This window comes from Nonomuraea typhae (assembly GCF_009760925.1).
GTDB lineage: Bacteria > Actinomycetota > Actinomycetes > Streptosporangiales > Streptosporangiaceae > Nonomuraea > Nonomuraea typhae.
Genome location: NZ_VRLV01000018.1, coordinates 191,656 through 218,078, shown reverse-complemented (window position 1 = coordinate 218,078; position 26,423 = coordinate 191,656). Strand labels below are relative to the sequence as shown.

The following is a 26,423-nucleotide window of genomic DNA, read 5'->3' as shown; positions in this document are numbered from 1 at the left end:
CATCATAGAGCCCCTCTGACGAGGTCGAGGGCGGCGGCCACGGTCTCCTCCAGGGTGGTGCGGACGGGCACGCCGAGACGGTGGGCGACGTAGATGAGGTAGCGGTTGCGCTCCGGGTTGGGACAGCCGGGCGGGCAGCCGAGCACGGCGCGCCCGGTTCCCGCGTCGAGGCCGAACTCGACGTTGGTCGTGAAGCCGGGCAGCGTGCGCAGGTCGCGGGGGATCCAGAAGAGGATCGCGCCGGCGCCCTCACGCGCCGCGCTCTCCCAGTCGGCCTGGTCCTCGTAGTGCTCGGCCCGTTTACCGTCCCGGGACTCGGGGCTCAGGATGGTCAGCGGCCGTTCGCCGGTCCACTGGCCGGCGAGGGCGTCGATGGCGGCCGGCCGCCAGGAGGGCACGTTGGCGGCGCGCGGGGTGGGACCCGCGAGGAACACCGACGGCCCGGTGGCCGGGAGGGGTTCGCGGGCCATGACGACGGCGATGCTCACGACACGGTTCCGTTCTGCCGGCTACGGGCGGCGGACGCGGTAGGCCAGGTGCAGCACCCGGTCACCCTGGATCACCACATGCGGGTCCTCGAGCAGGTGCTGGGCGTTCACCGACCCGAAGTACCGCTTGCCCGAGCCGAACACCACGGGCACGACGTCCATTGCCACCTCGTCCACCAGGCCGAGGGCGAGCACCTGCCCGCCGGCCTCGCCCGCGGCCACGGCGACGTTGCGGTCCGGCCCGGCCAGTTCCCTGGCCAGCTCGACCGCCTTCGCGACGTCGGCGACGAAGTGGTAGGACGCCTCCGGATGCCACCCGTCGGGCTTGGGCCGGTGCGAGAGCACGACCACGTGGTCGCCCGCAGGCGGCCTGCCCTCCCAGCCGTTGGTCATGTCGAACAGGTGCCGCCCGATCACCATCGCCCCGATCTTGGCCCACACGGGTTTGACGTAGGCGGCCGAGACCTGCGACACCTTGATCGAGCCGTCCTCGACGAGCGGGGCCTCGCCGTTGGCGTACCAGTCGAACAACGGCCCGACCTGGTCGTTCTCGTCGGCGATGAAGCCGTCCACGGATACCACGTTGTGCATGACCACGGAACCCATCACATCTCCCGGGAAAGTCGGCGAGCTTGCCTGTCGATTCTCAGCCAGTCGCGGCACAGCCTCAAGAACAGGGGAAGATGGGGGCGTGCGGGTTGCTTTGCTGGGTTCTGTCCAGGCATACACGGAAGACGGCGCGCCGATCGACATCGGCGGCGTCCGGCTGCGCATGCTGCTGGCCAGGCTCGCGCTCGCCCCGGGCGCCGTCGTCCCGGCCGCGACGCTGATCGACGACCTGTGGGGAGACGCTCCGCCCGCCGACGCCGCCAACGCCCTGCAGGCCCTGGTGTCGCGCCTGCGCCGGGCCATCAACGGCGCCGCGCCGCTGGAGTCGGCCACCGGCGGCTACCGCCTGGTCGTGGCCGCGGCGGACGTGGACGCCGAGCGCTTCGAGACCCTCGCCGCGCAGGGCCACCGGGAGCTGGCCGAGGGACGCCCCGCCCCGGCCGCCGCCAGCCTCGGCCCGGCCCTGGCGCTGTGGCGGGGAAGCGCGCTGGCCGACCTGCCGGACGTCCCGTTCGCCGCGTCGGCCGCCGCCCGCCTGGCCGATCTCCGCCGGAGCGCCGAGGAGGACCGCTGCGAGGCGGAGATCCTGCTCGGCCGCCATCTCGGCGTCCTGACCGACCTGAAGGCCGCCGTCGAGGACGACCCTCTCCGCGAACGCGCCGCCGCCCTGCTCATGCGCGCCCTCCACGCCGCCGGTCGCCAGGCCGAGGCGCTCGCGGTCTTCGAGCGGGTACGGCTGGCCCTGGCCGACGAGCTGGGCGCCGACCCGTCGGCCGAGCTGCGTGCCGCCCACCTGCTCGTGCTCCAGGGCGAGGGTCCCGCCCCTTCTCCGGTACGGCTGCCGCGGCGGCTGACCAGCTTCGTCGGCCGTGAAGCGGAGCTGGCCGCGCTGGCCGAGCTGATGGAACGGCACCGCCTGGTCACCATCGTGGGGCCGGGCGGCGCGGGCAAGACCCGGCTGGCCGTCGAGGCGATGGCCGGGCGGCAGCGGGTGTGGTTCGCCTCGCTGGCCGGGGTGAGCGTGCCGGCGCAAGCGGACGTTGCGCGGGTGGCCGAGGCGGTGCTGGGGGTGCTCAGCGCGGCCGGTCGGCGGCCAGGCGATCCCAGGATGCCCGCCCCTGGAACGGCCGACGACCCGGGCGCCGGCGCCGATCCGATGGAGCGGGTCGCGGAACTGATCGGCCCCGAGCCCGCCGTTCTCGTGCTGGACAACTGCGAGCACCTGGTACCGGCCGCCGCCGAGTTGGCGAGCGGGCTGCTGGACCGCCTGCCGTACCTGGGGATGATCGCGACCAGCAGGGAGGCGCTGGCGATCACCGGCGAGGCGCTGTGCCGGCTGGGACCGCTGCCGGAGAGTGAGGCGGCGCGGTTGTTCGGTGACCGGGCCGCGGCGGTGCGGCCGGAGTTCCGGCTGGACGAGCTGACCACGGGTCCGGTCACCGACATCTGCCGCCGCCTGGACGGGCTGCCGCTGGCCCTGGAGCTGGCGGCGGCCCGGCTGCGCTCGATGAGCGTCGAGCAGATCGCCCGCCGGCTCGACGACCGGTTCCGGCTGCTGACCTCGGGCGATCGGGCGGCGCTGCCCCGGCAGCGCACGCTGCTGGCGGTGGTCGAGTGGAGCTGGGATCTGCTCACCGAGCAGGAGCGCACGCTCGCGCGCCGGTTGTCGATGTTCCCGGCGGGCGCGCGGGCCGCGGCGGCGGAGGCGGTGTGCGCCGACGACTCGCTGCCCCCCGAGGACGTGGTGTACGTGCTGGGCTCGCTGGTGGAGAAGTCGTTCGCGGACAGCGACGGCGCGGCCGAGCCTCGATACCGGATGCTGGAGACCGTCCGCGCCTATGCCGCCGAGCAGCTGCGGCTGGCCGGTGAGCACGAGCAGGTGGCCGCCCGCTTCCGCCGCCACTACGTGGAGTTCGCCACGGCGCAGGAGCCGCTGATGCTGACCGCGCGGCAGCTCGAGGTCGGCGCGGCGTTCGCCGCCGATTACGACAACCTGGTCTTCGCCCTGCGCGCGGCCATCGACGGCGGCGACGCCGAGACCGCCTGGCGCCTGCTCGGCCCGCTCTACCTCTACTGGAACGCCCAGTACGACGCCCGCTCCGACACCTTCGTGGCCGAGGTGCTGGCCTTCGGCGAGCGGCTGCCCGCGCACGTCCGGGCGACGTTCACCGCCGCGCACCTCCTGGCCAACAACAGCGGCACGATGCCGCCGCCGGAGGTCGTCCGGCCGATCGTGGAGGAGTGTCTGCGCACCGGCGCCCTCGACCACTACCCGATGATGACGGTGATCGCCCTCGCCCCCGCCCATCTGTACGGCTTCACCGACCTGTGGGAGCGCGAGCTGCCGCGCGCCCTCGTCCACCCCCACCCCTGGGTGCGCGCCTGCGCCCACTGGCTGGACGCCTTCGCCAAGACCGACCGCGGCGACTGGCGCGGCGGCGAACTCGCCCGCGCCCGCGCGCTCCACGCCTTCGAGGAGGTGGGCGAGCGCTACGGCCTGTCGATCACGCTGATGGCCACCGCCCACGCCCACTCCGTCAAGGGCGAGTACGGCGAAGCCGTCGCGACCGCCGAGCGCAGCGCCCGGCTCGCCGCGGAACTGGGCACCGAAGAGGATGTCACCTCCCTGATGTGGCTGGCCGGGGAGCGGCTGCGCGGCGGCGACCCCGAGGGCGCCTGGCAGGACGTGGAGGAGGCCAGGCGGCGGGTGGCCGGCCGCCGCCACGCGCGGATCGAGTTCCTGCTCCTGGCCGCCGATCTGCATCGCCGCGCGGGTGAGCCGGAGCCGGCCGAGCGCGCGCTGGACGAGGTGACGGCGCTGGCCGGCGAACTGACCCTGCCCGACGAGGCGGGGGCGGGCCGGGCGGCGCCGACGCGGATGGCGATCCTGCTCGACACCGGCCGGCCCGCGGCGGCCCGGCTGCTGTGGCCCCGGGCCATGGCCGTCTCGCTGAACGACCGTGACCCGGCGGCCTCCGCGCAGCTCCTGGCCCGCCTGCTGCTGGCAGAAGGCGACCCGGAGGGGGCGGCGCAGGCGCTCGGCATGAGTGAGGCGATCCGCGGCGTCTTCGACCTCGGTGACCCGGAACTGACCGGCCTGCGCAACCGGCTCGGCCGCAAACTCGGCGAATCCGCCTATGCCGCCGCCTACCGCAGGGGCGCCACGCTGTCCAGGGACGAGGCGCTGCAGCGGCTGGCGCGGGCTTAGGTCTTCCGGGGCAGCAGGGTGATCAGCGCGACCAGGAGCACGGCGACCGGGATGCCCCAGAACAGGACATCGGGAATGACCGCCGCCGCCTGGGTGGTGCCTTGGGTCTGGAGTTCCCGGGTGAGGAGGGTGGCGAAGATCGACACGCCGATCGACAGGCCGAGCCCGCGCACGGACACCACGGCGGAGGTGGTGGCGGCGAGGTCCTCCGGCGAGACCGCGTTCTGCGCGACGACCACCAGGTTCTGCGCCAGCAGCCCGAACCCCACCCCCAGCACCGCGATTTCGAGGGCCAGCACGAGGTAAGGGGTGCCGGGCGTGAGGCGGCTCAACAGCACGAGCCCGACCACCGTGATCGCCGCGCCGCCGATCAGGTAGGGCTTGAACCGGCCGCTCGCGCCGATGCGGGCGCCGGCGATCGAGGAGACCGCCATGAACGTCAGCACGTACGGGTTAAGCGCCAGTCCCGCCTGCGTGGCTCCCATGCCGTAGTTGCCCTGCAGATACGTGGGCAGGTAAACGAGGGAACCGCTCAGCAGCGCGCCGAGCAGCAAGGTCGCCGGGAGCACCACCCGCACCGTGGGGTCGGCGAACAGCCGCAGCGGCAGCAGCGGGTTGGCCGCCCGGCGTTCCCACCACACGAACAGCGCCACCAGCACCGCCACGGCGCCTAAGAGTCCCAGGATCACGCCGGAGGTCCACGCGAACGTGCGGCCACCCCATTCGGCGGCCAGCAGCAGGCTGACCGTCGCGCCGGCGATCAGCACGGCCCCGGGCAGGTCGATCTTGCCGCCTCGGCCCGGCTTGGGCAGCCGCAGCGCGAAGGCGGCCAGACCTATGGCCAGCAGGCCGAGCGGGATGTTGATGAAGAAGATCCAGCGCCACCCCCAGGCGTCGGTGATCGCGCCGCCGGCCAGCGGGCCGCCCACGGTGGCCAGCGCGAAGACGACGCCGGTGAAGCCCTGCACCCGGCTGCGCAGACGCTGCGGGTACAGCTCCGACAGCGCGATCGTGGGCAGCACGAACAGCGCTCCGGCGCCGATGCCCTGGAAGGTCCTGGCGGCGACCAGCTGAGGCGCCGTGTCGACCATGCCGCACAGCACGGAGCCCACGACGAAGAGGGCGACCGCGGTGACGAACACCGGCCGCCGGCCGAACCGGTCGCTGATGCGGCCGTAGAGCGTGCCGGTCGCGGTCATGGCCAGCACGTAGGCGGTGACGATCCAGCCGATCGCGTCCATGCCGCCCAGCTCGTCGGCGATGGCGGGCAAGGCGATGGCGACCACCGTCTGGTCCAGGACGGACAGCAGCATGCCGATCAGCAGCCCGGCCGTGGCCAGCGGCACGATGCTGCCCTTCGGCGGGCCGGCGGTCGGCGCGAGGTTTGCGGCCACCACGATCAGCTCCTCGTCTGCGCGAGAGGGTTGGGCAGGTTGAAGTCGGTCGCGCAGCCGAGCCGCCTGGCCAGGTCGGAGCGCTGGCGGGCCACGTTGGCGACGAACACCGCGTCCGTGGCCAGGGCGGGGCCGGACTCGAACACGATCCGTTCCACCTGGCCGCCGGTCCCTTCCAGGCGGGCGACGGCCTCCCCGCGCACCGCCACACCGTGCGCGGCCGGCACCGCCGCGTCGATCGGCCGGCCGTCGGCGCACAGGACGACCTCGGCGGCGAAGCGGCTCAGCTGCAGGGCCAGCCGTACCCGCGACGGATCCGCGCCGAGCACGGCGACGCGCCTGCCGGTGCATTCGTAGCCGTGGCAGTAGGGGCAGTGGAAGGCGGAACGGCCCCATAGCGCCTCCACGCCGCGCGGGCCGGGGAACTCGTCGGCCAGCCCGGTGGCCAGCAGGAGCCGCCTGGCCCGGACCGGCTCGCCGCCGGACACGTCCACGCGGAAGCCGTCCTCCAGCACGCGCGCCCCGGTGACCGTCCCGGCCCGCACCCGCACCGCCGGATAGGCGGCCAGTTCCTCGTGGCCGAGCTTGCGCAGTTCGGCGGGCGGCGTGCCGTCCCTGGTCAGGAAGTTGTGCGTGGCACCGGCGACAGCGCCGCGTCCATTCCCGGCGTCGATCATCAGGACCGGCCGATGGACCCGCCCGAGGGCCAGCGCGGCGGCCATGCCGGCCGGGCCCCCGCCGACGATGACGACGTCGAACATGACGTGCCTCCAGTCATGGGTGTGGCGGCAAGTCTGGTGGTTCAGGTCAACATGAAGTCAAGTGCCCCAAAGGGAGCAGGCCGGGAGCTTACGGATCGACGGCGGCCAGCGCGGCGGCCCGGAGCGCGGCCGCGAGCCGGAGGGCGGCCTCGCCCGGCGGCGGTCCGGGGAGGCGGGCCAGGAGCAGGCGGCGCAGCTCCTGCGGCCCGCCCCGCACCGGCAGGACGCGCACCCCGGGCGGCGCGGCGGCGGCCATCGCGGGCGAGACCGTGGTCAACCCGCAGCCCGCGGCCACGAGGTGCAGTTTGGCCAGCCAGTCCCGGGCCGTGTGGGCGATCTCGGGCCGTTCGTCCAGGCCGGGCCACACGCCCATGAGACGGTCCTCGCCGGAGGACGGACCGGCGATCCACCGCTGCCCGCGCAGGTCGGCCACGTCGACGAAGTCCCCGCGGGCCAGCGGGTGCGTCGCGGGCACGGCCAGGCAGAGCGCGCGTTCGGTGAGCGTCTGCAGCACCAGCGGCGGCGACTCGTCGTCCGGCGCGCGAAACGGCGGCGCCGAGGCCAGCAGGGCGAGGTCGAGGCTTCCCGCCCGCAGGGCGCGCGCCAGCACCGGCGTGGTGCCCTCCCGGCTGACGACGTGCACGCCCGGATCGCTGCGCCGCAACGTGGCCAGGGCGCGCGGGACCACCGTCGTGCCGGAGCTGGGCAGCCAGCCGAGGCGCACGACGCCGCCCGGTGAGGGCAGGCCGGACAGCTCGCGGGCGGCCGCGTCGATCTCTTCGAGCACCACGCTCGCGCGGCGCATGACCAGCCGCCCGGCCGCGGTCAGCCGCACCCCGTCGCGCCGCCGTTCCAGCAGTTCCGCGCCCGCGGCCCGCTCGATCGAGGAGATCTGCCTGGACACCGCCGACTGGGTGTATCCCAGGGACGCCGCGGCCGCGGTGAAGGTCCCCTGCTCGGCCACGGCGCGGAAGACCCGCAGCGCGGTCAGCGACACATCCGAGAAGTCCATGACATTTACGCATACTAGCCGTGCGGAAGTCTCGTTGGACGCATGGAGGCCGCCGTTCCTAGCGTGGTGGGCATGAACAGAATCGCTCTAGTCACGGGCGCCAACCAGGGCCTCGGCCGGGCCCTCGCCGAAGGGCTCGCCGCCCGCATGGAAGCCGAGGACCTGGTCCTGCTCACCGGGCGCGACGAGCGGCGCGTCACCGAGGCCGCCCACGAGGTGGCGGGGCTGGCCGGGACCCGCGCCCGGGTGCGGCCCCGGGTCCTCGACGTCACCGACACCGACGCGATAGCGCGGCTGGCCGGCGAACTCGGCTCCGCCGACATCGTGATCTCCAACGCCATCGCCCGCGTCCTGCCGGAGGAGTCGCCGAAGGAACGCGCCGACGAGTTCATCGACGTCTCCAACGTCGCCACCCACGCGATCCTGCGCGCCTTCGGCCCGATCCTGCGCCCCGGCGGCCGGCTGCTCGTGGTGGCCAGCACCCTGGGCACCCTCGGCCACCTCAACCCCCGGCTGCGCCACCTGTTCGACGGCGCCGGCCTCGAACAGGTCGAGTACGCCGTGGAGTCCTGGCGCAGCGCCATCCACACCAACACCGCGGAGGAGGCGGGCTGGCCGCGCTGGCTGAACGTGCCCTCGAAGGTCGCCCAGGTCGCCGCCGTGCGCGCGCTCGCCGCCACCCGCCGCGAGCGCGACCTCGCCGCCGGCATCCTCGTCGCCGCCGTCTGCCCCGGCATGGTCGACACCGCGACCTCCCGGCCGTGGTTCAGCGACTACCGCCACGCCCAATCGCCCGCCGCGGCGGCCCGTGCCGTCCTCGACCTCGTCTTCGCCGAGCGCGCCGACCCGGCCCTGTACGGCGAGCTGGTCCGCTTCGGCAAGGTCCTCGACTGGTACGGCGGCACGCCACCGGTCGAGCAGGACCGCATGCTCAGGGAAGCTCACACGTGATCACCACCCCCTTCGGTGTCCCCAGCACGGCGGATGACCCTGTCCGGCGCCTGAGCCCCCTGTCGGAAGACCTGCTCGCCGGCCGCTGACAGGGCTCATCAGGGCGCTGTCAGCCCTGACGGCGACGCTGATCGGCATGACGCAAACACTCAACGCCTCCGGTGCGGCGATCAGCACCTCGGCCAGGTCCCTGGCCCCCGATCTGGCCCGAGGCTTCATGCTCCTGGCCATCGCCCTGGCCCACGCCCCGGCCCTGGTCGGCGACTGGTCGCTGGGCCCGGCGGCGCTCAACACGGCCGTCGGCTTCCTGAAGTCCCTGCTGGCCGACAACCAGGCCCGCGCGATGTTCGTCTTCCTGTTCGGCTACGGCCTGGGCCAGCTGGCCTACCGGCAGCAGGCCAGGGGAGAGGAGTGGATCTCGGTCAGGAAGCTCCTACGCAGGAGGGGCTTCTGGCTGCTGGTCATCGGCTCCCTCAACGCCGTGGTGCTGGTCCCGATCGACATCATCGCCGTCTACGGCCTGACCCTGCTGATGGCCGCGCCGCTGGTCAGGGCTCGCGACGCGGTGCTGGGCTGGACGGCGGGCCTCACGCTCATCCCGGCGACCCTGCTGCTGGCCTGGCAGAGCGTCCGGGCGAACACCCTGGCCGCCGCGGGCACCCCGGAGACGCTGGCGAGCTACATGGAGCCGGACTTCCTCACCCACCTCGTGGCCGGCCTGCCGTCCTGGCCGGTCGAGACGCTCATCGCCTGCCTCATCGTGCTGCCGGGCATGCTCATGGGCATCTGGGCGGCCCGCCGCCGCATCCTCGACGAGCCCGAGCGCCACGTCAGCCTGCTGCGCCGCGTCACCTGGGGGTTCCTGCTGCTGGCGGTGGCCGGGCGGCTGCCCGCGGCGCTGCTGGTGTCCGGCGTGTGGGCGACGGAGTCGGTTCCGGTGCAGTGGCTGGTGGCGGTGGCGCACGATCTGACCGGCTACCTCGGCGGCGTCGGCATGGCGGCGGCCGTCGGGCTGGCGGCGGTGGCGATCGGCGAGCGCCGGGGCCCCTTCACCACCGCGCTGGTCGCGCTCGGGCAGCGGTCGATGACGTTCTACATCTTCCAGTCCGTGGTGTGGCTGGCGTTGTTCTACCCCTTCACGCTGGGCCTGCACGACGCGATGGGCGCGGCCGCCACCTGGGCGGTGGCGGCCGGGGTGTGGGTGGTCTCGCTCCTGCTGGCCGAGTGGATGCGCCGGGCGGGCTGGCGGGGGCCGGGGGAGGTGCTGCTGCGCAAGCTCTCGTACAAGAAGACCGGCTAGACGGAGACGGGCAGATGCTGAGGTCCGCGCAGGTTCATCCGGCCGTTCATCTCCACCTCGCCGGCGAAGCCGAGGCGGGGGAAGCGCTGGACCAGCCGTTCGATGGCCACCCTGCCCTCCAGCCTGGCCAGGGCCGGGCCGAGGCAGTGGTGGGCCCCGGCGCCGAAGGAGATGTGGTTGCGCGCGAGCTCCCGGTCGATCCGCAGCTCCTCGGCGTCGTCACCCCAGAAGCGCGAGTCGCGGTTGGCGGCGGCGAGGGCGGCGATGACGAACGTGCGCGCCGGGATGGTACGGCCGGCCACGGTGTAGGGCTCGAGGGTGATGCGCCGGGTCTGCTGGACGGGGCTGTCATAGCGCAGGAACTCCTCCACCGCGTTGGCGGCCAGCTCCGGCCGTTCACGCAGGAGCGCGAGCTGGCCGGGGTTGCGCAGCAGGGCGGTGACGCCGTTGGCGATGAGGTTCATGGTGGTCTCGTGCCCGGCCACGTACAGGAGCGTGACCTGGGCGATCAGCTCGTCGTCGCTGAGCCGGTCACCGTCCTGCTCGGCGGCGATGAGGGCGCTGAGCAGGTCCTCGGCCGGGTGCGCGCGCTTCCAGGCGATGATCTCGCGGATGATCTCCGTCATCTCGATGCCCGCCTTGGCGACCGCGTCGAGCAGCTCCTGGTCGGCGACCGGCTCCAGGGTGCGGACGAGCAGGCCGCTGAGGTCGCGCACGCGTTCATGACCGGCCTCGGGGATGCCGAGCAGCTTCGAGATCACCGCGAACGGCAGGGGGAAGGCCAGCGTGGCCATCAGGTCGACGCGCCCGGCCCCGGCGATCTCGTCCAGGCGGGCGTCGACGAGCGCGGTGATCTCCGGCTCCAGGGCGGCGACCTTGCGAGGGGTGAACACCTTGCTCACCAGCGAGCGCAGCCGGGTGTGGTCGGGCGGGTCGCGCTCGAGCATGGACAGCCCGAGCACGCCGCCGCTGGTGGCGGCGTCGAGCTGCTCGCGCTGCTCGCGGACCGGGCCGGAGGCGAGCTTGTGGTCGTCCACCGACATCCCGGCGCGCAGCAGCGCGTGGATGTCCTCGTACCCACTCATGACCCAGAAGCCGAACGGGCTCTCGTGCACCGGCTCGGTCTCGCGCAGCCGGCGATAGGCGGGGTACGGGTCGTCGGTGAACCCGGGCTCGAAGGGGTTGAACAGCAGTTCCGTCATCGACGTCTCCTCGGGTGACCTACTCTGTGTCGGAAACATACGCTGTGTATGTAGTAATCTCCGCGTATGTCGTCTGTCAAGAGCCGCCGGGAGCAGTACTCCCAGGCGACCAAGGCCGCCCTGCTGGAAGCGGCCACCCGCCGATTCGCCGACCGGGGCTTCGCCGCCACGGCCCTGGAGGACGTGGCCGCCGACATCGGCGCCAGCCGGGGCGCGGTCTACCACCACTTCGCCAGCAAGACGGCGTTGTTCGAGGCGGTCGCCGGCGAGCTGGAGGGCTGGATGGTCCGCCAGGTGATCGAGGCGACCGAGGCGGCGGGCGACGATCCGTGGAAGGCGGCCATGGCGGCCACCGACCAGTTCCTGCAGTGCTGTTGCGACCCGGCCTACGGCCGGGTGGTCTGGCAGGAGGCGCCGCTCGCGCTCGGCTGGCACCGCTGGAAGGAGCTCGAGGGGGTCTACGCCTACGGGCTGATCGAGCAGCTGGTCGGCGGGCTGATCGCGGCCGGGCAGCTTCCCGAGCTGCCGCGCGAGCCGATGACCCGCATCACCTTCCACATCCTGGGTGCCGCGGGGATGGCGCTGGCCGAGGCGGCGGAGGAGGACAAGGAAAGGGTGAAGGCGGACTACCTGACCGCGATCTCCCACCTGTTCGGCAGCGCCCGCCTTACCTAGGCTGTTGAGGCTTTTCCTCCCGTCTCATGGTGTTCTCCCGCAAAAACCTTCAATGGCGGCGTCAATGAAACAATGGAGGATATGCAGCCTTCGGAGCACCTCGCCGCGGACAGCCACGACTTCATCCAGGTCCGCGGCGCCCGCGAGAACAATCTGAAAGGGATCTCCCTCGACATTCCCAAGCGGCGGCTGTCCGTCTTCACCGGCGTATCCGGATCGGGCAAGTCCTCGCTCGTCTTCGACACGATCGCCGCGGAGTCACGCCGGCTGATCAACGAGACCTACACCGCGTTCATCCAGGGCTTCATGCCGCCCCTGTCGCGCCCCGAGGTGGAGGCGCTGCACAACCTGAGCGCCGCGATCATCGTCGACCAGGAGCGGATGGGGGCCAACGCCCGTTCGACGGTCGGCACCGCCACCGACGCCTACACCATGCTGCGCATCCTGTTCAGCCGGCTCGGCCGGCCGTACGTCGGACCGGCGCCGCACTTCAGCTTCAACCGGGCCGAGGGTATGTGCCCCGAATGCGAGGGCCTGGGCCGGATCACCGACGTGGACGTGGACGAGCTGATCGACAAGGACAAGTCGCTCGACGAAGGCGCGATCACCGCGCCCGGCTACGCCGTGAACACCTGGTACTGGCAGGTCATCGCCCACTCCGGCTTCTTCGACACCGGCCGCAAGCTGCGCGACTACACCACGGAGGAATGGGACAGGCTCCTGCGCGCGCCCGCCTCCAAGGTGAAGATCGGCTCCGGCAGCATGACGTATGAAGGACTGCTCCCCAAGATCAGGAAGCAGTACATCGGCAAGGACCGCGAGACGATGCAGTCGGCCGCGCGCTCCTTCGCCGACCGGGCCGTCAAGCTCACCGGCTGCCCGGCCTGCGGCGGCACCCGCCTCAACCAGGCCGCGCTCGGCTGCCGCATCGACGGCCGCACCATCGCCGAGTGCTCGGCCATGCAGATCAGCGACCTGGCCGCCTTCGTGCGCGGGCTCCAGGGCGCCACCGGCGTCGGCCCGATGATCGACACGCTCGGCATGACGCTGGACTCCCTCGTCGAGATCGGCCTCGGCTACCTGAGCCTGGACCGCGAGTCCTCGACCCTGTCCGGCGGCGAGTCGCAGCGGGTCAAGATGGTGCGCCACCTGAGCTCCCCGCTCAGCGACGTCACCTACGTCTTCGACGAGCCCACCGCCGGCCTGCACCCGCACGACATCCAGCGCATGAACGACCTGCTGGTGCAACTGCGCGACAAGGGCAACACCGTCCTGGTCGTCGAGCACAAGCCGGAGACCATCGAGGTGGCCGACCACGTGATCGACCTCGGCCCCGGGGCCGGCGCCGCGGGCGGCGAGCTCTGCTACGCCGGCGACCTCGCGGGGCTGCGCGCCTCCGGGACGCTGACCGGCCGCTACCTCGACCACAAGGTACGGCTGCGCGACGACGTCCGCACCCCGTCCGGGCACCTCCAGGTCACCGGCGCCACCCTGCACAACCTGCGCGACGTCAGCGTGGACGTCCCGCTGGGCGTGCTGACGGTGGTGACCGGCGTGGCCGGATCGGGCAAGAGCTCGCTCATCCACGGCTACGTCGCCGGCCGCGACGGCGTCGTCGTGGCCGACCAGTCGCCGATCCGCGGCTCCCGGCGCAGCAACCCGGCCACCTACACCGGTGTCCTGGACCCCATCCGCGCCGCGTTCGCCAAGGCCAACGGCGTGAAGCCCGGCCTGTTCAGCGCCAACTCCGAAGGCGCCTGCCCGGCCTGCAAGGGCATCGGCATGATCTACACGGACCTGATGATGATGGCCGACGTCGGCTCGATCTGCGACGAGTGCGACGGCAAGCGCTTCACCGCCAAGGTCCTGTCCTACAAACTGCACGGCAAGGACATCAGCGAGGTCCTGGCCATGTCGGCCGCCGAGGCCCGCGAGCACTTCACCACCGGTCAGGCCAAGACCATCCTGGACCGCCTCAACTCCGTCGGCCTCGGCTACCTCGGCCTCGGCCAGCCCCTGACCACGCTGTCGGGCGGCGAGCGCCAGCGGCTCAAGCTCGCCATCCACATGGCCAAGAACGGCACCACCTACATCCTGGACGAGCCCACCACCGGCCTGCACCTGGCCGACGTGGACCAGCTCCTCGCCCTGCTGGACGGCCTGGTCGACGCCGGCAACACGGTCATCGTCATCGAGCACCACCAGGCCGTCATGGCCCACGCCGACTGGATCATCGACCTGGGCCCCGGCGCCGGGCACGACGGCGGCCAGATCGTCTTCTCCGGCACGCCGTCCGACCTGGTGGACAAGGGCTCCACGCTGACGGCCCAGCACCTGCGCGCCTACGTCGGGGCGGGTGAGTAGGGGCCTACTCATGTGATCGCCCGCCGCCGGGCGGACGCTGGGCGGCATGGAGATTCCCCTGGAACTGATCGCCGCCAAGCAGGCCGTCGAGTGGGCGGTGCTGGCACTGCCCGGAGTCGTGGGCATCGGGCTGGGCGCGAGGGAGGAGGGCGGCGAGCTCTTCGACGAGCCCGCCGTACGGATCCTCGTGGAGGACGCCACCAGCGTGCCCGAGCTGCCGGTGGAGATCGGCGGCGTGAGCGTGTGCGTCATCGAGCGGCGCTACGAGCCGTGTTCCTTCCCCGACGAGGCCCACTATCCGGAGCTGCGCGGCGGCATCAAGGTCGGGATGCCGCTGCGCGGCGACGGGACCATGGGCGCGATCGTGGAGGACACCACCACGGGCGAGCTGCTCGGCCTGAGCTGCTACCACGTGGTGGGCGGGCCCGGCTCGGGCTTCCCGCACTCGGTGTGGCAGCCGGCGAACCCGCCGCTGGTCTTCCCGGTCCCGGACGGGAACAACCTCGGCGAGGTGGCCAGGGCGGACTTCCCGAACGTGCCGCCGCTGCCGTTCTCGCCGGTGCGGGTGAGCATGACCGACTCCGCCGTCTTCCGCCTCGACGTGGCGGCCAAGAACCTCAGGGGTTTCTCCCGCGCGATCGCCGGCCAGGGCGGTCCCGGGCAGCCGGACCTCGTCTCCGCGGTCACCGCGACGGCCGAGCCGGCGTTCTTCCAGCCGGTGCGCAAACGCGGGTACATGACCGGCCCGACCACGGGTGGCGTCCAGCCCGCCCAGATCGCCGGCATGTGGACCACGATCAAGTGGCCGCTCGAAGGCGCGCAGAACTACCTGATGCACCAGGTGGAGATCTACGGCGGCGGCCAGCGGTTCTGCGCCAAAGGCGACTCCGGCTCGCTCGTCCTGGACGCGCACGAGCCCACCGCGCTCGGCCTGCTGTGGGGCGAGGAGCTCGGGGGGACGTTCGGCATCATGTCGCTGATCGGCGAGGTCGAACGTCAGCTGGGCGTCTCGGTCGTCTGGGCCTGACGGCCGGCGGCCGGCGGCTGAGGGCGGCTGACGGCGCCGATAAGAACAAGACTGTTTCTCGCGGAGTCTTCCCTGCATCCTGGCCCGGCCGCATCCGGACGACGGGAGGACGACGCTCATGTCCCTTCACCTGACGGGCAACAACGCACCGGTCACCGAAGAGGTCACGCTGGAGCCGGCCGAGGTGGCCGGCGCCATCCCGGAGGACCTGCACGGCGTGTACCTGCGCAACGGGCCCAACCCGCGCACCGGGTGGTCACCGCACTACTTCGCCGGTGACGGCATGGTCCACGCGGTGGCGCTGGAGGGCGGCCGGGCCCGCTGGTACCGCAACCGGTACGTGCGCACGCCGCTGTACGAGCACCCGGGCCGGTCCCGGCTCGCGCTGGCCTTCGACCAGGTGAGCGGACGGATGGACTACCGGGTCACCACCGCCAACACCCACCTGGTCGGGCACGCGGGCCGGCTGCTGGCCCTGGAGGAAGGCGGCTTTCCCTACGAGATCACGCCGGAGCTGGAGACGGTCGGCCCGTACACCTTCGGCGGCGCGCTGCGCACGCCCATGACCGCCCATCCCAAGGTCTGCCCGGCGACCGGTGAGCTGGTCTTCTTCGGGTCACGGCTGCGCCCGCCGTACCTGACCTACTACCGCGCGACGCCGACCGGCGAGCTGCTTCAGGCGCAGGTGGTGGAGGTGCCGCGGGCGACGATGATGCACGACTTCGCCATCACCGGCGAGTACGCGATCTTCATGGACCTGCCCGTGGTCTTCGACCCGGCGATGGCCGCGGCCGGGCTGCCGTGGCGGTGGGACGACGGGCACGGCGCCCGGTTCGGGGTGATGCGCCGGGACGGCGGGCCGGTGCGGTGGTTCGAGGTCGAGCCGTGTTACGTCTGGCACACCATGAACGCTTCGGCGGCCGGCGGCGTGATCACGATCGTCGGCTGCCGGGTGCCGGTGCTGTGGCGCGAGGGCCCGCAGGACATGGGCGGCGGCGTTTCCGCCCTGCACGAATGGCGGCTGGATCTGGCCGCGGGCACGGTCGCCGAGCGGCGGCTGGACGATGCGGCGGTCGAGTATCCGCGGGTCGCCGACGCCGAGGTCGGGCAGCCCTACCGCTTCGGGTACGTCACCAGCTTCTCGCTGGAGGCCGAGCCGGAGCGCTCGGAGATCTACCGGTACGACCTCGCCGCGGGCGCTGCCCGGGAGGTCCACCGGCTGCCCGCCGGGCACACCTGCGGCGAGGCGGTCTTCGTCCCCCGGGGCGGGACGCCGGGCGACGGCTACCTGATGACCTTCGTCCACGACCGCCCCCGGGGTGCCGGCTATCTGGCGATCCTGGACGCCGCCGACCTGTCCGCCCGGCCGATCGCGGAGGTGCGGCTGCCGGTCCGCGTCCCCGCCGGCTTCCACGGCTCCTGGCTTCCCGGCCTTCCTTGACTTTGTCGCAACCTATGACTCACTATCTTGCTACAAAGGTTGCGACAAAATGAGGAGGCAAGGTGAAGCGCTCCATCGTGAGGCGCCCGGCAGCCGCCCGGCTGGCCGATGCCTGGCTGCTGCGGCACGGCCTGGGCGACACCCCGCTGACGCCCCTGCTGGCCGCACGGGTGACGGTACGGCTGCGGGCCCGCGCTCTCGGCAGCGTCCTGCTGGCCGTACTGATCCTGGGGGCCTCGGCGGTGCGGGCGGCCGACCTGGTGGCCGGCGCGTCCGGGCCGCACCGGTCCACGCCCGTGCTGGTGCTGGGCGTGCTGATCGTCGGGCTGCTCCTGCTCCGGGCGCTCCTGGACGCATGGGTACGGCGGGCCGACCGCCGGGCCGGTGCCACGCTGGCCCGCCGGGCGGCGCACCCGATCCAGCCGGACTGGCTCGAACTGCTCGGGCGGCCGTACGCGCTCGTGGCGGCCGGAACCTTCGTCACGGCGCTCGCGCTGGGCGCCGCGGCGCTGGCCGTGGGGGAGGAGTCGGTGCGATACGGCGCCATCGTCCTGCTGGTCGCCCTGGCCGGGGTCGGCGTGGGCACCGTCCTGCAACTGCGTGAGCTGCTGGCCCGGCCGATCGTGGCCGAGGACGAGGACTCGCTGACGGCCGACTTCGTCTTGCGCATCGAGGACGCGCGCGAGAGCACGTCGCCGGCCGTCGTGTGGTCGCTGCCCCCGATCCTGCTGTTCGGCTCCGCGCCCTCCTGGTGGACCGCGGCCGCCGTCGGCTTCGTCCTGCTGGGCCTGGCCGCCTACGTCGTCGTCCACGCCAGGACGCCCGGGTGTGTGGCGATGGCGCGGCACGTCGTGGCCGCCCGATGATCGTCGTCGACGCGGGCTCCCCGGTGCCGCCGTTCGAGCAGCTCAGGGCGCAGCTCGCCCGGCAGATCCAGGACCGCACGCTGGCCGTGGGCGCCAGGCTGCCCACCATCCGCCGCCTCGCGGCCGACCTCGGCCTGGCCGTCAACACGGTCGGCCGGGCCTACCGGGAACTGGAGGAGGCGGGGCTGATCGAGACGCGGGGGCGCGCCGGGTCGTTCGTGTCGGCGGCGGGCGAGGAGGCCCGCGAACGCGTCCGGCGGGCCGCGGCCGACTTCGCGGCCGTCGTGGCGAGCGTGGGCCTCGATGACGCCGAGGCCCTCAGCATCGTCGAGGCAGCCCTGGGAATCGCGGAGTATGCGGGGGTGGCCGAGGACGCTTCTCCGTGACCGCCCGCCGTACGCAGAGTTCAGCGGCCCAGGGTGACCGGCAGCGCGGTCAGGCGCAGGGTGCCGGGGTCGGGCGCGCGTAGTTCCGCCGGCTTCGCGGCCAGGGCCAGGCGCGGGTAGCGGGCGAGCAGGGCGGCGAGCACCACCCGGGTGGTGACGCGGGCGAGGTGGGCGCCGGGACAGAAATGGGCGCCGTGCGCGAAGCCGAGGTGGGCGGCCTCGTCACGGCCCACGTCCAGCCGTTCGGGTTCGGTGTAGACGCGAGGATCGCGGTTGGCCGAGACCGCCGCGACCGTGACCGCCTCGCCCTCGCGCACGGTACGGCCGGCCACCTCGACCTCCTCGCGCGCGTATCGGGGGATGACCAGCAGCGTCGGGCCGCACCAGCGGATGAGCTCCTCCACGGCCGACGGCATGAGCCCCGGGTCGGCGCGCAACCGGTCGAGCTCGGCCGGATGGGACAGCAGCGCGCACACGGCGTTGGCGATGAGGTTCGTGGGGGTCTGCCCGGACAGCACGAGCTGCCAGACGAGCGAGACCAGTTCCTCCTCGGCCAGCCGGTCGCCGTCGGCCTCCCGGGCCGCGATCAGGTCGGACAGCATGTCGTCACCGGGTTCGGCGCGCTTCCTGGCGATGGCCTGCCGGGCGCCGTCCAGGATGCCGGGGATCGCGGCGGCGAACTCCCCGCCCCGCCCGCCCGCGACGCTGGCTCCCCAGACGCGCCACAGCGGCCGGTCGGCGTCGGGGATGCCGACGACCGCGCAGATCACGTCCATCGGCAGCGGCCGGGTGAAGTGCGGGATGAGATCGACCTCGCCGCCGCCGGCCGCCGCCTCGGTCTCGTCGAGCAGTCCTTCGACGATCGCCTCGATACGGCCGGCGTGCTCGCCGGCCCGGCGCGGTGTGAAGGCGGGCGCCACCAGCCTGCGCAGCCGCGCGTGCTCGGGGCCCGGCCGCTCCGACATCGTGCGCAGGTACGGCTGGGCCTCCTCGGGCGCGTCGGGCCGCATGAAGCTGCCGGCCTTGATCTCCAGGCGGGCGTCGCCCAGCGCGGCCCGGGCGTCGGCGTGGCGCAGCACCACCCACCACGCGGGCATCCCCGGCACCTGGATGCGCGCCAGTGGGGCGCTTTCCCTGGCCCGGCCGTACGCGGTGAACGGATCGCGGATCACCTCGGGGTCGGTGAGGTCGATCGGGGGAACGTCCATGGGCCTGCCTCCTGGATGATGAAATCATTCGGATGATGCTGTCATCTGGATGGTGACGCTATCTTGGTTGCCCAGGTACGGCAAACGCCCCTGGAGGAGGACGATGGCCCGGCTCACCCGCGCCCAGTTGCAGGAGCTCAACCGCGCCAAGGTGCTGGCCGCGGCCAGACGGGAGTTCGCCGAGTACGGCTACCGCGAGGCGAAGATCGACAACATCGCCGAGCGTGCCGAGCTGACCAGGGGCGCGGTGTACTCCAACTTCCCGGGCAAGCGGGCCCTGTACTTCGCGGTCCTGGCGGAAGAGGCGGCCGGGGCGGAGCCTGCTGGAGCGGCGGGCCGTACCGATGAGGAGGCGTTGCGGGCCTTCGCCCGTGCGTGGCTGGCGCGGTTGCCCCTGGCCGAGGAGGCCGCGCCGGTCGGGAGCGACCTGATTTCCGAGATCATGGCCGACGAGCTCACCCGCCGGCCATACGCACAGTTGCTCAAGCTGCAGGGACTGCTGCTGGCGCTAGCCCTGGAGCGGCTCGGCCCCGAGGGCGGGCGGCGGGTCAAGCTGGCCGAGACGGCGCTGACCATCCTGCACGGGGCCGTGCAGCTGTCGGCGGCGGCGCCCGGGTTCGTGGAGCCGTTCGCCGTGGCCGGTGCCATCGGGCAGCTGATGGAGGCCGATCTGGAGGACGGCTGGCCACCGCCCCACCTCGCGTTCGCGCCGGTCGCGGCCGAGGTGGACGAGCCGTGGGCGGCCCCGCTCGTGCGCGACGAGGTGGGCGGCGGGGTGGCGCCGGTCCCCGACGGGGTGGTGGCGGTGCTCGGGCTGCACCGGATCGAGGCCGTCGAGGAGGCGGTGCGCGCCGGCGGCGGCCCGGTGACGGCCGTGCTGGTCACCCCGGAACCCGCCGAGCTGGCGCCCCTGGCGCGGCTGACCGTGGCCGAGGTCGCCGCGTGCCTGCGGCAGGCGTTCCCCGCCGCGGCTCTGCCCGAGGTGCGCGTGGTGATCGACGAGAGCGGCACGCTGGCCGCCGCGGCCGGGGTGCGCGAGATCTCCGGCACCACGCAGTCCGCGATCCGCATCGCCGCGGGCCGGATCGTGGCCCGCGCCGACGGTTACGGCGCCTGTCATGCGGCGTCGGTCGCGGGTGAGGGTCCGGTGCGGCGCCGCCAAAGTGAAGCGCAGGTCCGGCGCCGCGAAAGTGAAGCGCAGGTTCTCCGTCGTGACAACGAAGTGCCGGGCCGGCGCGGAGAGGAGGGCTGAGCCTACGCCGTGGCCGCCTTCACGAGGTCGACGATCTCGGGCAGTACGGCGTCGGCCACCCTGATCCCGCGCTCCACCAGCCCGTTGGCGTGAAACAGGTCGGCGGCGTGCTGCTGCTCGGCCACGAACTCCGCGCTCACCGGCAGCAGGCCCCACGGGCGGGTGCGCAAGGCGTGTTCCCACGCGTCGAGATCGCCGCCGGGGAACAGGGCCGCGGCCTCGCGCGGGTGCGCCTCGGTCCAGCGGTCGGCCCGCTGCAGGCCGGCGACGATCGCGGCCAGTTCCTCGGGCTGCTCACGGGCGAAGTCGCGGCGGGTGAACCACAACGAGCGATGGCTGAACAGGCCGTCGGTCTCGATGAGCGTCCTGGTGCGCGACTCCACGGGCGTGAGGTACGGGTAGGAGCCGACCCAGGCGTCCACGGCGCCGTCCACGAGCAGCTCGGCGGCGTTGCCGTACGCGTCCACCGGCACGATGTCGCCCCAGCCGAGCCCGGCGCGCTCCAGCGCGAGCAGCAGCAGCGTGGTCTGCCACGAGCCGTGGCCCAGCGCGACCTTCTTGCCCTTCAGCTCCGCCACCGAGCCGATGGGGGAGTCGGCGCGGACCACCAGGCGGCCGTTCTCGACCCTGGGCCCGGAGATGGCCACGTACACGATGTCGTGGCCCTTGGCCTGGGCGGTGACCGGTGGCGTGGAGCCGGTGCCGATGACGTCGTAGCCGCCGTCGAACAGGTGGTCGCCGTGGGCGGAGGGCAGCGCGCGGGCCGGGTCCACGCGTTCGCCCCGGCCGAGGGAGTTCAGGTCCACCCACTCCACGCCGGGGAGCAGGTCCCGGTGGCGGGCCACCCACAGGGTGTTGTTCTGCGGGAAGAAGCCGACGCGAGTGGTCATGAGGTACGTCCTTTCAACAGGGGCAACACGTGGCGGCCCACGCGGCGGGCCTCTTCGAGATGGGGGATTCCGGCCAGGATGAAGGCGTCCACGCCGAGGTCCAGGAGCCGGTCGAGCCGTTCGGCTACCTGGTGGTAGTCGCCGACCAGGCCGAAGGCGGGCCCGTCGCGCAGGTGGCCGAAGCCGCCCCACACGTTCGGGGCGACCTCCAGGCGGCGATGGTCGTCCCCGGCCGCGGCCAGGAACGAGCGGCTGCGCCGTACCCCTTCTGAGTCGCCCTGATGGTCCTCGCCGGTCACGGGGCGGGCCCGCCAGCCTTGCTCGATCTCCACCCACGCCTCCTCTTCGCTCTCGCGGGCGAGGATGTCCACGCGGACGGCGAACTTCGGCGGGGTGTCGCTGTGGGCGCGGACCGCGTCGAACTTGGCCGCCAGCGACTCGAACGGCTCCAGCCACGACAGGTAGTAGCCGGCGTGCCGTCCGGCGGCGTCGATCGCGGCGGGCGAGGAGCCGGAGAAGAAGATCTCGGGGAAGGGCTGGCCGGTCAGTTCGGCGGGCAGCCCGGCGTTCTCCACCCGATAGAAGCGGCCGTGATGGGTGTGGCCTCCGGCCCACACGCCCTTGAGCACGTCGAGGAACTCCGAGGTGCGGGCGTAACGGTCGTCGTGCTCGACCTTGTCGCCCCACCAGAGCTGCGCGGGGCCGCCCCCGCCGGAGATGACGTTGTAGACGATCCGGCCGCCGGTGGCCTTCTGGAGCGTGGCGGTCATCCGGGCGGCCTGGACGGGGTGCAGGAACCCGGGCTGGAAGGCGACCATGAAGCGGTACGACGTGGTCTCGCGGGCCAGTGACGCGGCGGCCGCCCAGGGGTCGTCGGTGTGGGGGAAGTTCGGCAGCAGGCCGCCCGCGAAACCGGACTCCTCGGCTGCTCTGGCGACCTCGGCCATGTAGTCGGCATGGGTGTAGCCGTCGTCGCGGCCGTCCCGGGTGCCGGGGGCGGTGCCGCCGGGGGTGAAACCGCCGCGGCTGTTGACCCGGCGGCGCAGCGACGGCTGGTCGCCCTCCATGTGGATGCGCCAGTAGATGTCAACCGGCAAGGGCTCGCTCCTTCGCGTGCTCGCCGAGGTGGTAGACGTCCTCGGCAGGGAGGAAGAACTCGGTGACGCCCCTGGCGGCGTACTCCTCGGCCTCGTCCAGGGAGGTCACGTGCATGCCGTACCGCAGGCCGGGCAGCTCGCGGGTCAGGGCGGCCAGGTCGTCGCCGGGCGAGAAGACGTGCACGTCGGCGTGGCGGCGCGACAGCTCCAGCGCTTCGGGCGAGGTGCCGCTCAGGTGCACCTCGGGGAACGGCGGCGCCGAAAGCGGCGGGGCGAAGCCGCCCGCGACGACCTCGTAGAACGCGCCACGGAAGTCGAACGGCCCGTTCCAGACCCCCTTGGCGACCGTGAGGAACTCCGCCGCCCGCGCGTAGCGCTCGGCGCCGGTCAGGAAGTCGCCGTGCGCCCGGGCCACGGCCGGGTCGAGGTCCACCGCGAGCCGCCAGCCGAGCCGTCCGGCGGCGAAGCGCTGAAGGGAGGACGAGAGCTTGGCCGCGTAGACCGGGGTGGCCACGCCGGGGTGGAACTCGGCGACGACCCGGAGATGGCGGGTGCGGCGCAGGACGCCGCCCGCGACGGTCAGCGACTCCTGCCCGCCGGGGTCGAAGGGCACCAGCGCTCCGGCCAGCCCGGAAAGGTCCGCCGCCACGGCCGCCCGCCCTGCGGGGTCGGTGCGTGCCGGCCGTACGTCGGTGACGAAGGCGGGCAGCTCGGCGGCCGCGGGAGACCTCGTCGGCAGGACCACGTGGAGGCGCGTCATGCCGTCACCCCCGCGTGCGTGTGCACGCCGAGGTCGGCGAGCAGGCGGCGGCGCAGTTCGACGAAGGCGGGATCGGTGCGGTCGCGGGGGCGGTCCAGCCCGACCGCGAGGTCGGTGGCGAACTGCCCGTCGCGCAGTACCGCGATCCGGTCGGCGAGCAGGATGGCCTCCTCCACGTCATGGGTGACCAGGACCACGGCGGGGCGGTGCCGGGCGCACAGCTCGGCGATCAGGTCCTGCATGTGCAGCCGGGTCAGGGCGTCGAGCGCGGCGAACGGCTCGTCCAGCAGCAGGAGCTCCGGCTCGCGGACCAGGGCCCTGGCCAGCGCGACCCGCTGGGCCTCACCGCCCGACAGCGTCGCCGGCCAGGCGTCGGCGTGCCCGCTCAGCCCCACTTCGGCCAGTGCCGCGAGCCCCTTGGCGCGGGCGCCGCGCCCCTGCCCGATGATCACGTTGGCCAGCGCCCTCTTGGAGGGGATCAGCCGGGGCTCCTGGAAGACGACCGTGCGTGCCGGCGCCACGAGCACGTCCCCGCCGCCGGCGGCGTCGAGTCCGGCGAGGATGCGCAGCAGCGTGGTCTTGCCGGTGCCGCTCGCGCCCAGCAGCGCCAGAAACTCCCCGCGGCGCACGTCCAGGTCCACCCCGTCGAGCACGGCGCGCTCGCCGAAGACCTTGCGCAGCCCGCGCGTGCGTACGGCGAGGCTCATCGGATCGTCACCACCTTGCGCCAGGGCATGGTCACGCGTTCGGCCAGCCGTAGCGTCAGGTCGGCCACCAGCCCGATCACCGCGTACAGCAGCACGCACAGCGCCAGGATGTCGGTGCGCAGGTAGTCGGTGGCCCTGGCCATGAGATAGCCGAGCCCGGCGGTCACGTTGATCTCCTCGGCGGCGATGAGCGCGATCACGCTGAGCGTGGTGGACAGGCGCAGCCCGGCGAAGATGGACGGCAGCGCGCCCGGCAGCACGACCTCGCGGGCGATCGCGATCCGGCCGAGCCCGAACGCGCGCGCGGCCTCGACGACCTTGCGGTCCACGTTGCGCACGCCGCTGGAGACGTTGATGTACATGGGGAACGTGCACGCCACGCCGATGAGCAGGATCTTGGACGCCTCCTCGATGCCGAACCAGACGATGAACAGCGAGGTCAGCGCCAGGAACGGGATCGCACGCAGCGCCTGCATCGAGGAGTCGACGAGTTCCTCGCCGAGCCTGGTGAAGCCGGAGACCAGCCCGAGCAGCAGTCCGGTGGAGGCGCCCAGGACCAGGCCGAGCCCGGCCCTGGTGATCGACACGCGCAGCGCCTCCGGGAGCTGGCCGTCGGCCCACAGCTCGGCGAAGGTCGTGACGACGTCCTGCGGGCCCGCCAGCACGTCCTTGGTCAGCGCGCCGGAGGCCGTGGCGGCGTACCACACCGCCAGCAGCAGGACGGGCCCGATGGCCCGCAGGCCGAGCGTCACCGCGGGATGACGGCCCGCGGCGCGTGGCGCCCTGGGGGCGACGAGGCTGCTCACGGCTTCGCCTGCCCGAGCTTGGTCACGTCGACGACGTGCGGAGCGACGTCAAGGGGCGTGGTGAGGACCTTCTGGTCAAGGAAGAACTTCGCCACCTCCTGAAATTTCGTGATTTCGAGGGGTGTGACTGCTTGGGCCGGTTTGCCCTTCCGCTGGATGGAGACCACCAAGTCCTTCTGCTCACCTTGTACGGCCTGCGGTCCCGCCTGGGTGAAGACGTTGAGGTAGGCGGCCGGATCGGCGATCTCCTTGGCGCTGCCGTCCCGCAGGAAGCCGAACAGCGTCTTCACCACCTCCGGATGCTCCTGCAGCAGCTTGTTGGCGGCCACGTAGATGACGTAGTTGTCGGACTTGATCGCCTCGCCGTCGGCCAGGATGCGCGCGTCCAGGTCGGTGACGGCCGGGATGAGGAAGGTGGAGAACGTGGCCCAGGCGTCCACCTCCCCGGAGCCGAAGACGGGGGCGGTCTGCGGCGGCGGGAGGTAGACTCGCTTGACCCTCTCCACCGGCACGTTGGCCGTCTGCAGCGCCCTGAGCAGCAGGTACTCGCTGGTGCCGCCGTGCCCGACGGCGACGCTGCGCCCGGCCAGGTCGGCCACGGACCTGATCGGCGAACCGTTCTTGACCACGATGCCCTCGCCCGCCAGGTCGGGCGGCACGGTGGCGAAGATCTTGAAGCTGGGCTTGACGGCCAGCGCGGTCACCCCGGCGGTGATCGAGCCCGTGGCGATGTCCAGCGAACCCGCGTTGATGGCCTGAGCCGCCGGGGCGAACACGGAGAAGTCCCCTGCCCACTTGACCTTGGCGTTGACCTTGGCCAGGGCGGCGTCCAGGCTCCCGTCCCTCTTCGCGACGGCCAGGAAACCGCTGTTGCCGGGGTCGGCGATCCGGACGACGACCTGCTCGCGCGCGGTGGCGGCCTGCGTGCTGCCGCAGGCCGCTGCCAGGAGGACCAGGGGGACGGTGGTGAGCAGCAGCTTACGCATGGGTGAGTCCTTGCAGTGGGGTGTGATCGGCCCAGGCGGCGACGTCCACGGGCGCGGCGAGGAAGTCGTGGTCACGCAGGAAGCGCTCCTGCCGGGCCAGCAGGTCGAGGCGTTCGGCGGACAGGTCGAGGTGGAGGGAGGCGCCGGGGACGTAGGCGGCGGCCACGCCGCTCGCCCCGGCGCCCGTCTCGGCGGAGAGGATCCTGGCGACCTCGGCCGGGTGCTCCGCGGCCCAGCCGGCGGCGCGCAGGAGCACGCCCAGGAAGCGGCCGACCACGTCGGGGTGCTCGTCCAGCAGGCGCTGGTGGACGGTGATCGGGCGCGGGGTGCCGTTGTTGACGCGCGCCCGCCGGTCCGGCACGGCGTCCAGGTCGATGCCGACCTCGGCGCCGTGGCGGAGGGCGGCCTCGACCGCGAGCGCGCCCTTGACGTAGACCGCGTCCACGCGGCCGGCGGCCAGCGCGAGGAGTTCGGCCTCCCATTGGCCGCCGTCCGGCGCTGCCTCGACGTCGACCAGGTCGGCGTCGGCTAGGCCGAGTCCCGCCAGGGACAGTGCTCCGTGGAAGCCGCGCAGCGCCATGGCCCGCCAGAAGTCGATCGCGATCGGGCGCCGGGGCACGGCCAGGCGCCGGCCCTTGAGCTGTTCGGGGCGCTCCAGCTGGGTTCCGGCGCGCACGAGGATCGCCTGCCGCTCCTCGATCCAGGTCAGGCCGATGAGCCGGGTGGCCTCGCCGCGCGAGCGTGCCCACAGCGCGGGAACGTTGCCGCCCTCGCGGAACAGGCCGGTCAGGGCGTGGGTGTAGTGCGTCTCGCGGGGAGTGCCCGGGGCGCCGTCCTGAAGGGAGCGGACCTCGATCCCGTCGGGTGAGAACTCCCCGGCCAGCCAGCCCTGATCCGCCGCGATGCCGGTGGCGGTGGGGACGGGACAACGGGTGAACCAGATGGTCTCGAGTGCGGCGGTGGTCATGCTCGAGAGTTTGCTAGTAATTTGGTAGGAAATGCAAAGAATATCCCGCGATGCGGGAAGCCCTCG

Annotated in this window: 24 protein-coding genes; 10 read left to right on the top strand and 14 right to left on the bottom strand. The window is 72.9% G+C overall.

Features of this window, described 5'->3' with window-relative positions:
• Window positions 1-2 precede the first annotated feature (2 nt).
• Together FVE25_RS45720 and FVE25_RS45715 are read right to left on the bottom strand one after the other, a co-directional pair.
• Complete coding sequence (locus FVE25_RS45720; RefSeq protein WP_246268487.1) at window positions 3-488, bottom strand: nucleoside 2-deoxyribosyltransferase domain-containing protein; 486 nt, start codon at window positions 486-488, stop codon at window positions 3-5.
• 21 nt (window positions 489-509) lie between these two features.
• Entirely contained in the window at window positions 510-1,094 is a 585-nt protein-coding gene (locus FVE25_RS45715) for a dihydrofolate reductase family protein (RefSeq protein WP_157253788.1), read from the bottom strand.
• 85 nt (window positions 1,095-1,179) lie between these two features.
• Here FVE25_RS45715 and FVE25_RS45710 point away from each other — a divergent pair, with 85 nt between their 5' ends.
• Window positions 1,180-4,305, top strand: coding sequence for an ATP-binding protein (locus FVE25_RS45710; protein WP_157253787.1), 3,126 nt, complete (start codon window positions 1,180-1,182; stop codon window positions 4,303-4,305).
• Here FVE25_RS45710 and FVE25_RS45705 read toward each other — a convergent pair.
• The 3 genes from FVE25_RS45705 to FVE25_RS45695 form a co-directional block, all read right to left on the bottom strand.
• Entirely contained in the window at window positions 4,302-5,702 is a 1,401-nt protein-coding gene (locus tag FVE25_RS45705; RefSeq protein ID WP_157253786.1) for an MDR family MFS transporter, read from the bottom strand. The two genes, FVE25_RS45710 and FVE25_RS45705, sit on opposite strands and share 4 nt — an antisense overlap.
• Before the next feature lie 2 nt (window positions 5,703-5,704).
• Window positions 5,705-6,460 (bottom strand): NAD(P)/FAD-dependent oxidoreductase, encoded by a 756-nt coding sequence (locus FVE25_RS45700; RefSeq protein WP_157253785.1) that lies wholly within the window; start codon window positions 6,458-6,460, stop codon window positions 5,705-5,707.
• Between the two features lie 88 nt (window positions 6,461-6,548).
• On the bottom strand, window positions 6,549-7,472 hold the full coding sequence (locus FVE25_RS45695; protein WP_157253784.1) for a LysR family transcriptional regulator: 924 nt from the start codon (window positions 7,470-7,472) through the stop codon (window positions 6,549-6,551).
• Between the two features lie 72 nt (window positions 7,473-7,544).
• On the opposite strand from FVE25_RS45695, the gene FVE25_RS45690 reads away from it, so the two are divergent.
• Window positions 7,545-8,423: an SDR family NAD(P)-dependent oxidoreductase gene (locus FVE25_RS45690; protein WP_181019924.1), complete on the top strand. Its 879-nt coding sequence runs from the start codon at window positions 7,545-7,547 to the stop codon at window positions 8,421-8,423.
• A 136-nt stretch (window positions 8,424-8,559) separates the two neighbouring features.
• Window positions 8,560-9,723: a DUF418 domain-containing protein gene (locus FVE25_RS45685; RefSeq protein ID WP_157253783.1), complete on the top strand. Its 1,164-nt coding sequence runs from the start codon at window positions 8,560-8,562 to the stop codon at window positions 9,721-9,723.
• Here the strand turns inward: FVE25_RS45685 and FVE25_RS45680 are convergent.
• Window positions 9,720-10,925, bottom strand: a complete 1,206-nt coding sequence (locus FVE25_RS45680) for a cytochrome P450 (RefSeq protein WP_157253782.1) — start codon at window positions 10,923-10,925, stop codon at window positions 9,720-9,722. The genes FVE25_RS45685 and FVE25_RS45680 overlap by 4 nt on opposite strands.
• 66 nt (window positions 10,926-10,991) lie before the next feature.
• Here FVE25_RS45680 and FVE25_RS45675 point away from each other — a divergent pair, with 66 nt between their 5' ends.
• The 6 genes from FVE25_RS45675 (at window position 10,992) to FVE25_RS45650 (ending at window position 17,684) form a co-directional block, all read left to right on the top strand.
• On the top strand, window positions 10,992-11,600 hold the full coding sequence (locus FVE25_RS45675; protein WP_157253781.1) for a TetR/AcrR family transcriptional regulator: 609 nt from the start codon (window positions 10,992-10,994) through the stop codon (window positions 11,598-11,600).
• Window positions 11,601-11,681: 81 nt separating this feature from the next.
• Entirely contained in the window at window positions 11,682-13,964 is a 2,283-nt protein-coding gene (locus FVE25_RS45670) for an ATP-binding cassette domain-containing protein (protein ID WP_181019923.1), read from the top strand.
• Between the two features lie 46 nt (window positions 13,965-14,010).
• The gene (locus FVE25_RS45665; protein WP_157253779.1) at window positions 14,011-14,991 is read left to right on the top strand and encodes a hypothetical protein; all 981 of its coding nucleotides are present in this window, start codon (window positions 14,011-14,013) and stop codon (window positions 14,989-14,991) included.
• A gap of 118 nt (window positions 14,992-15,109) precedes the next feature.
• The gene (locus FVE25_RS45660; protein ID WP_157253778.1) at window positions 15,110-16,432 is read left to right on the top strand and encodes a carotenoid oxygenase family protein; all 1,323 of its coding nucleotides are present in this window, start codon (window positions 15,110-15,112) and stop codon (window positions 16,430-16,432) included.
• Window positions 16,433-16,494: 62 nt separating this feature from the next.
• On the top strand, window positions 16,495-17,298 hold the full coding sequence (locus tag FVE25_RS45655; RefSeq protein ID WP_157253777.1) for a hypothetical protein: 804 nt from the start codon (window positions 16,495-16,497) through the stop codon (window positions 17,296-17,298).
• On the top strand, window positions 17,295-17,684 hold the full coding sequence (locus FVE25_RS45650) for a GntR family transcriptional regulator (protein WP_157253776.1): 390 nt from the start codon (window positions 17,295-17,297) through the stop codon (window positions 17,682-17,684). Before FVE25_RS45655 ends, FVE25_RS45650 begins: the two co-directional genes overlap by 4 nt.
• Window positions 17,685-17,704: 20 nt before the next feature.
• Here the strand turns inward: FVE25_RS45650 and FVE25_RS45645 are convergent, their stop codons facing one another.
• Window positions 17,705-18,892: a cytochrome P450 family protein gene (locus tag FVE25_RS45645; RefSeq protein ID WP_157253775.1), complete on the bottom strand. Its 1,188-nt coding sequence runs from the start codon at window positions 18,890-18,892 to the stop codon at window positions 17,705-17,707.
• Window positions 18,893-18,995: 103 nt separating this feature from the next.
• Here FVE25_RS45645 and FVE25_RS45640 point away from each other — a divergent pair, with 103 nt between their 5' ends.
• Window positions 18,996-20,144 (top strand): TetR/AcrR family transcriptional regulator, encoded by a 1,149-nt coding sequence (locus FVE25_RS45640; protein WP_157253774.1) that lies wholly within the window; start codon window positions 18,996-18,998, stop codon window positions 20,142-20,144.
• A 2-nt stretch (window positions 20,145-20,146) separates the two neighbouring features.
• On the opposite strand, the gene FVE25_RS45635 is transcribed toward FVE25_RS45640, so the two are convergent.
• The 7 genes from FVE25_RS45635 to FVE25_RS45605 are packed head-to-tail and all read right to left on the bottom strand — an operon-like array spanning window position 20,147 to window position 26,357.
• Window positions 20,147-21,034 (bottom strand): ABC transporter substrate-binding protein, encoded by an 888-nt coding sequence (locus FVE25_RS45635; protein WP_157253773.1) that lies wholly within the window; start codon window positions 21,032-21,034, stop codon window positions 20,147-20,149.
• Window positions 21,031-22,131 carry an LLM class flavin-dependent oxidoreductase gene (locus FVE25_RS45630; RefSeq protein ID WP_157253772.1) on the bottom strand — a complete coding sequence of 367 codons (1,101 nt, stop codon included), beginning with the start codon at window positions 22,129-22,131 and terminating at the stop codon, window positions 21,031-21,033. The genes FVE25_RS45635 and FVE25_RS45630 overlap by 4 nt, the downstream gene beginning before the upstream one ends.
• Entirely contained in the window at window positions 22,121-22,891 is a 771-nt protein-coding gene (locus tag FVE25_RS45625; protein WP_157253771.1) for an LLM class flavin-dependent oxidoreductase, read from the bottom strand. The genes FVE25_RS45630 and FVE25_RS45625 overlap by 11 nt, the downstream gene beginning before the upstream one ends.
• Entirely contained in the window at window positions 22,888-23,598 is a 711-nt protein-coding gene (locus FVE25_RS45620) for an ABC transporter ATP-binding protein (protein WP_157253770.1), read from the bottom strand. The genes FVE25_RS45625 and FVE25_RS45620 overlap by 4 nt, the downstream gene beginning before the upstream one ends.
• Window positions 23,595-24,404 carry an ABC transporter permease gene (locus tag FVE25_RS45615; RefSeq protein WP_157253769.1) on the bottom strand — a complete coding sequence of 270 codons (810 nt, stop codon included), beginning with the start codon at window positions 24,402-24,404 and terminating at the stop codon, window positions 23,595-23,597. The genes FVE25_RS45620 and FVE25_RS45615 overlap by 4 nt, the downstream gene beginning before the upstream one ends.
• Entirely contained in the window at window positions 24,401-25,390 is a 990-nt protein-coding gene (locus tag FVE25_RS45610) for an ABC transporter substrate-binding protein (protein ID WP_157253768.1), read from the bottom strand. The genes FVE25_RS45615 and FVE25_RS45610 overlap by 4 nt, the downstream gene beginning before the upstream one ends.
• Window positions 25,383-26,357 (bottom strand): ABC transporter substrate-binding protein, encoded by a 975-nt coding sequence (locus tag FVE25_RS45605; protein WP_157253767.1) that lies wholly within the window; start codon window positions 26,355-26,357, stop codon window positions 25,383-25,385. Before FVE25_RS45605 ends, FVE25_RS45610 begins: the two co-directional genes overlap by 8 nt.
• Window positions 26,358-26,423: the final 66 nt, after the last annotated feature.

Bases quoted from the DNA above. Each gene is read 5' to 3' on its own strand.
- FVE25_RS45715 (WP_157253788.1), bottom strand. From the start codon at position 1,094: ATGGGTTCCGTGGTCATGCACAACGTGGTATCCGTGGACGGCTTCATC.
- FVE25_RS45700 (WP_157253785.1), bottom strand. From the start codon at position 6,460: ATGTTCGACGTCGTCATCGTCGGCGGGGGCCCGGCCGGCATGGCCGCC.
- FVE25_RS45695 (WP_157253784.1), bottom strand. From the start codon at position 7,472: ATGGACTTCTCGGATGTGTCGCTGACCGCGCTGCGGGTCTTCCGCGCC.
- FVE25_RS45690 (WP_181019924.1), top strand. From the start codon at position 7,545: ATGAACAGAATCGCTCTAGTCACGGGCGCCAACCAGGGCCTCGGCCGG.
- FVE25_RS45685 (WP_157253783.1), top strand. From the start codon at position 8,560: ATGACGCAAACACTCAACGCCTCCGGTGCGGCGATCAGCACCTCGGCC.
- FVE25_RS45680 (WP_157253782.1), bottom strand. From the start codon at position 10,925: ATGACGGAACTGCTGTTCAACCCCTTCGAGCCCGGGTTCACCGACGAC.
- FVE25_RS45675 (WP_157253781.1), top strand. From the start codon at position 10,992: ATGTCGTCTGTCAAGAGCCGCCGGGAGCAGTACTCCCAGGCGACCAAG.
- FVE25_RS45670 (WP_181019923.1), top strand. From the start codon at position 11,682: ATGCAGCCTTCGGAGCACCTCGCCGCGGACAGCCACGACTTCATCCAG.
- FVE25_RS45665 (WP_157253779.1), top strand. From the start codon at position 14,011: ATGGAGATTCCCCTGGAACTGATCGCCGCCAAGCAGGCCGTCGAGTGG.
- FVE25_RS45660 (WP_157253778.1), top strand. From the start codon at position 15,110: ATGTCCCTTCACCTGACGGGCAACAACGCACCGGTCACCGAAGAGGTC.
- FVE25_RS45650 (WP_157253776.1), top strand. From the start codon at position 17,295: ATGATCGTCGTCGACGCGGGCTCCCCGGTGCCGCCGTTCGAGCAGCTC.
- FVE25_RS45645 (WP_157253775.1), bottom strand. From the start codon at position 18,892: ATGGACGTTCCCCCGATCGACCTCACCGACCCCGAGGTGATCCGCGAT.
- FVE25_RS45640 (WP_157253774.1), top strand. From the start codon at position 18,996: ATGGCCCGGCTCACCCGCGCCCAGTTGCAGGAGCTCAACCGCGCCAAG.
- FVE25_RS45635 (WP_157253773.1), bottom strand. From the start codon at position 21,034: ATGACCACTCGCGTCGGCTTCTTCCCGCAGAACAACACCCTGTGGGTG.
- FVE25_RS45625 (WP_157253771.1), bottom strand. From the start codon at position 22,891: ATGACGCGCCTCCACGTGGTCCTGCCGACGAGGTCTCCCGCGGCCGCC.
- FVE25_RS45620 (WP_157253770.1), bottom strand. From the start codon at position 23,598: ATGAGCCTCGCCGTACGCACGCGCGGGCTGCGCAAGGTCTTCGGCGAG.
- FVE25_RS45610 (WP_157253768.1), bottom strand. From the start codon at position 25,390: ATGCGTAAGCTGCTGCTCACCACCGTCCCCCTGGTCCTCCTGGCAGCG.
- FVE25_RS45605 (WP_157253767.1), bottom strand. From the start codon at position 26,357: ATGACCACCGCCGCACTCGAGACCATCTGGTTCACCCGTTGTCCCGTC.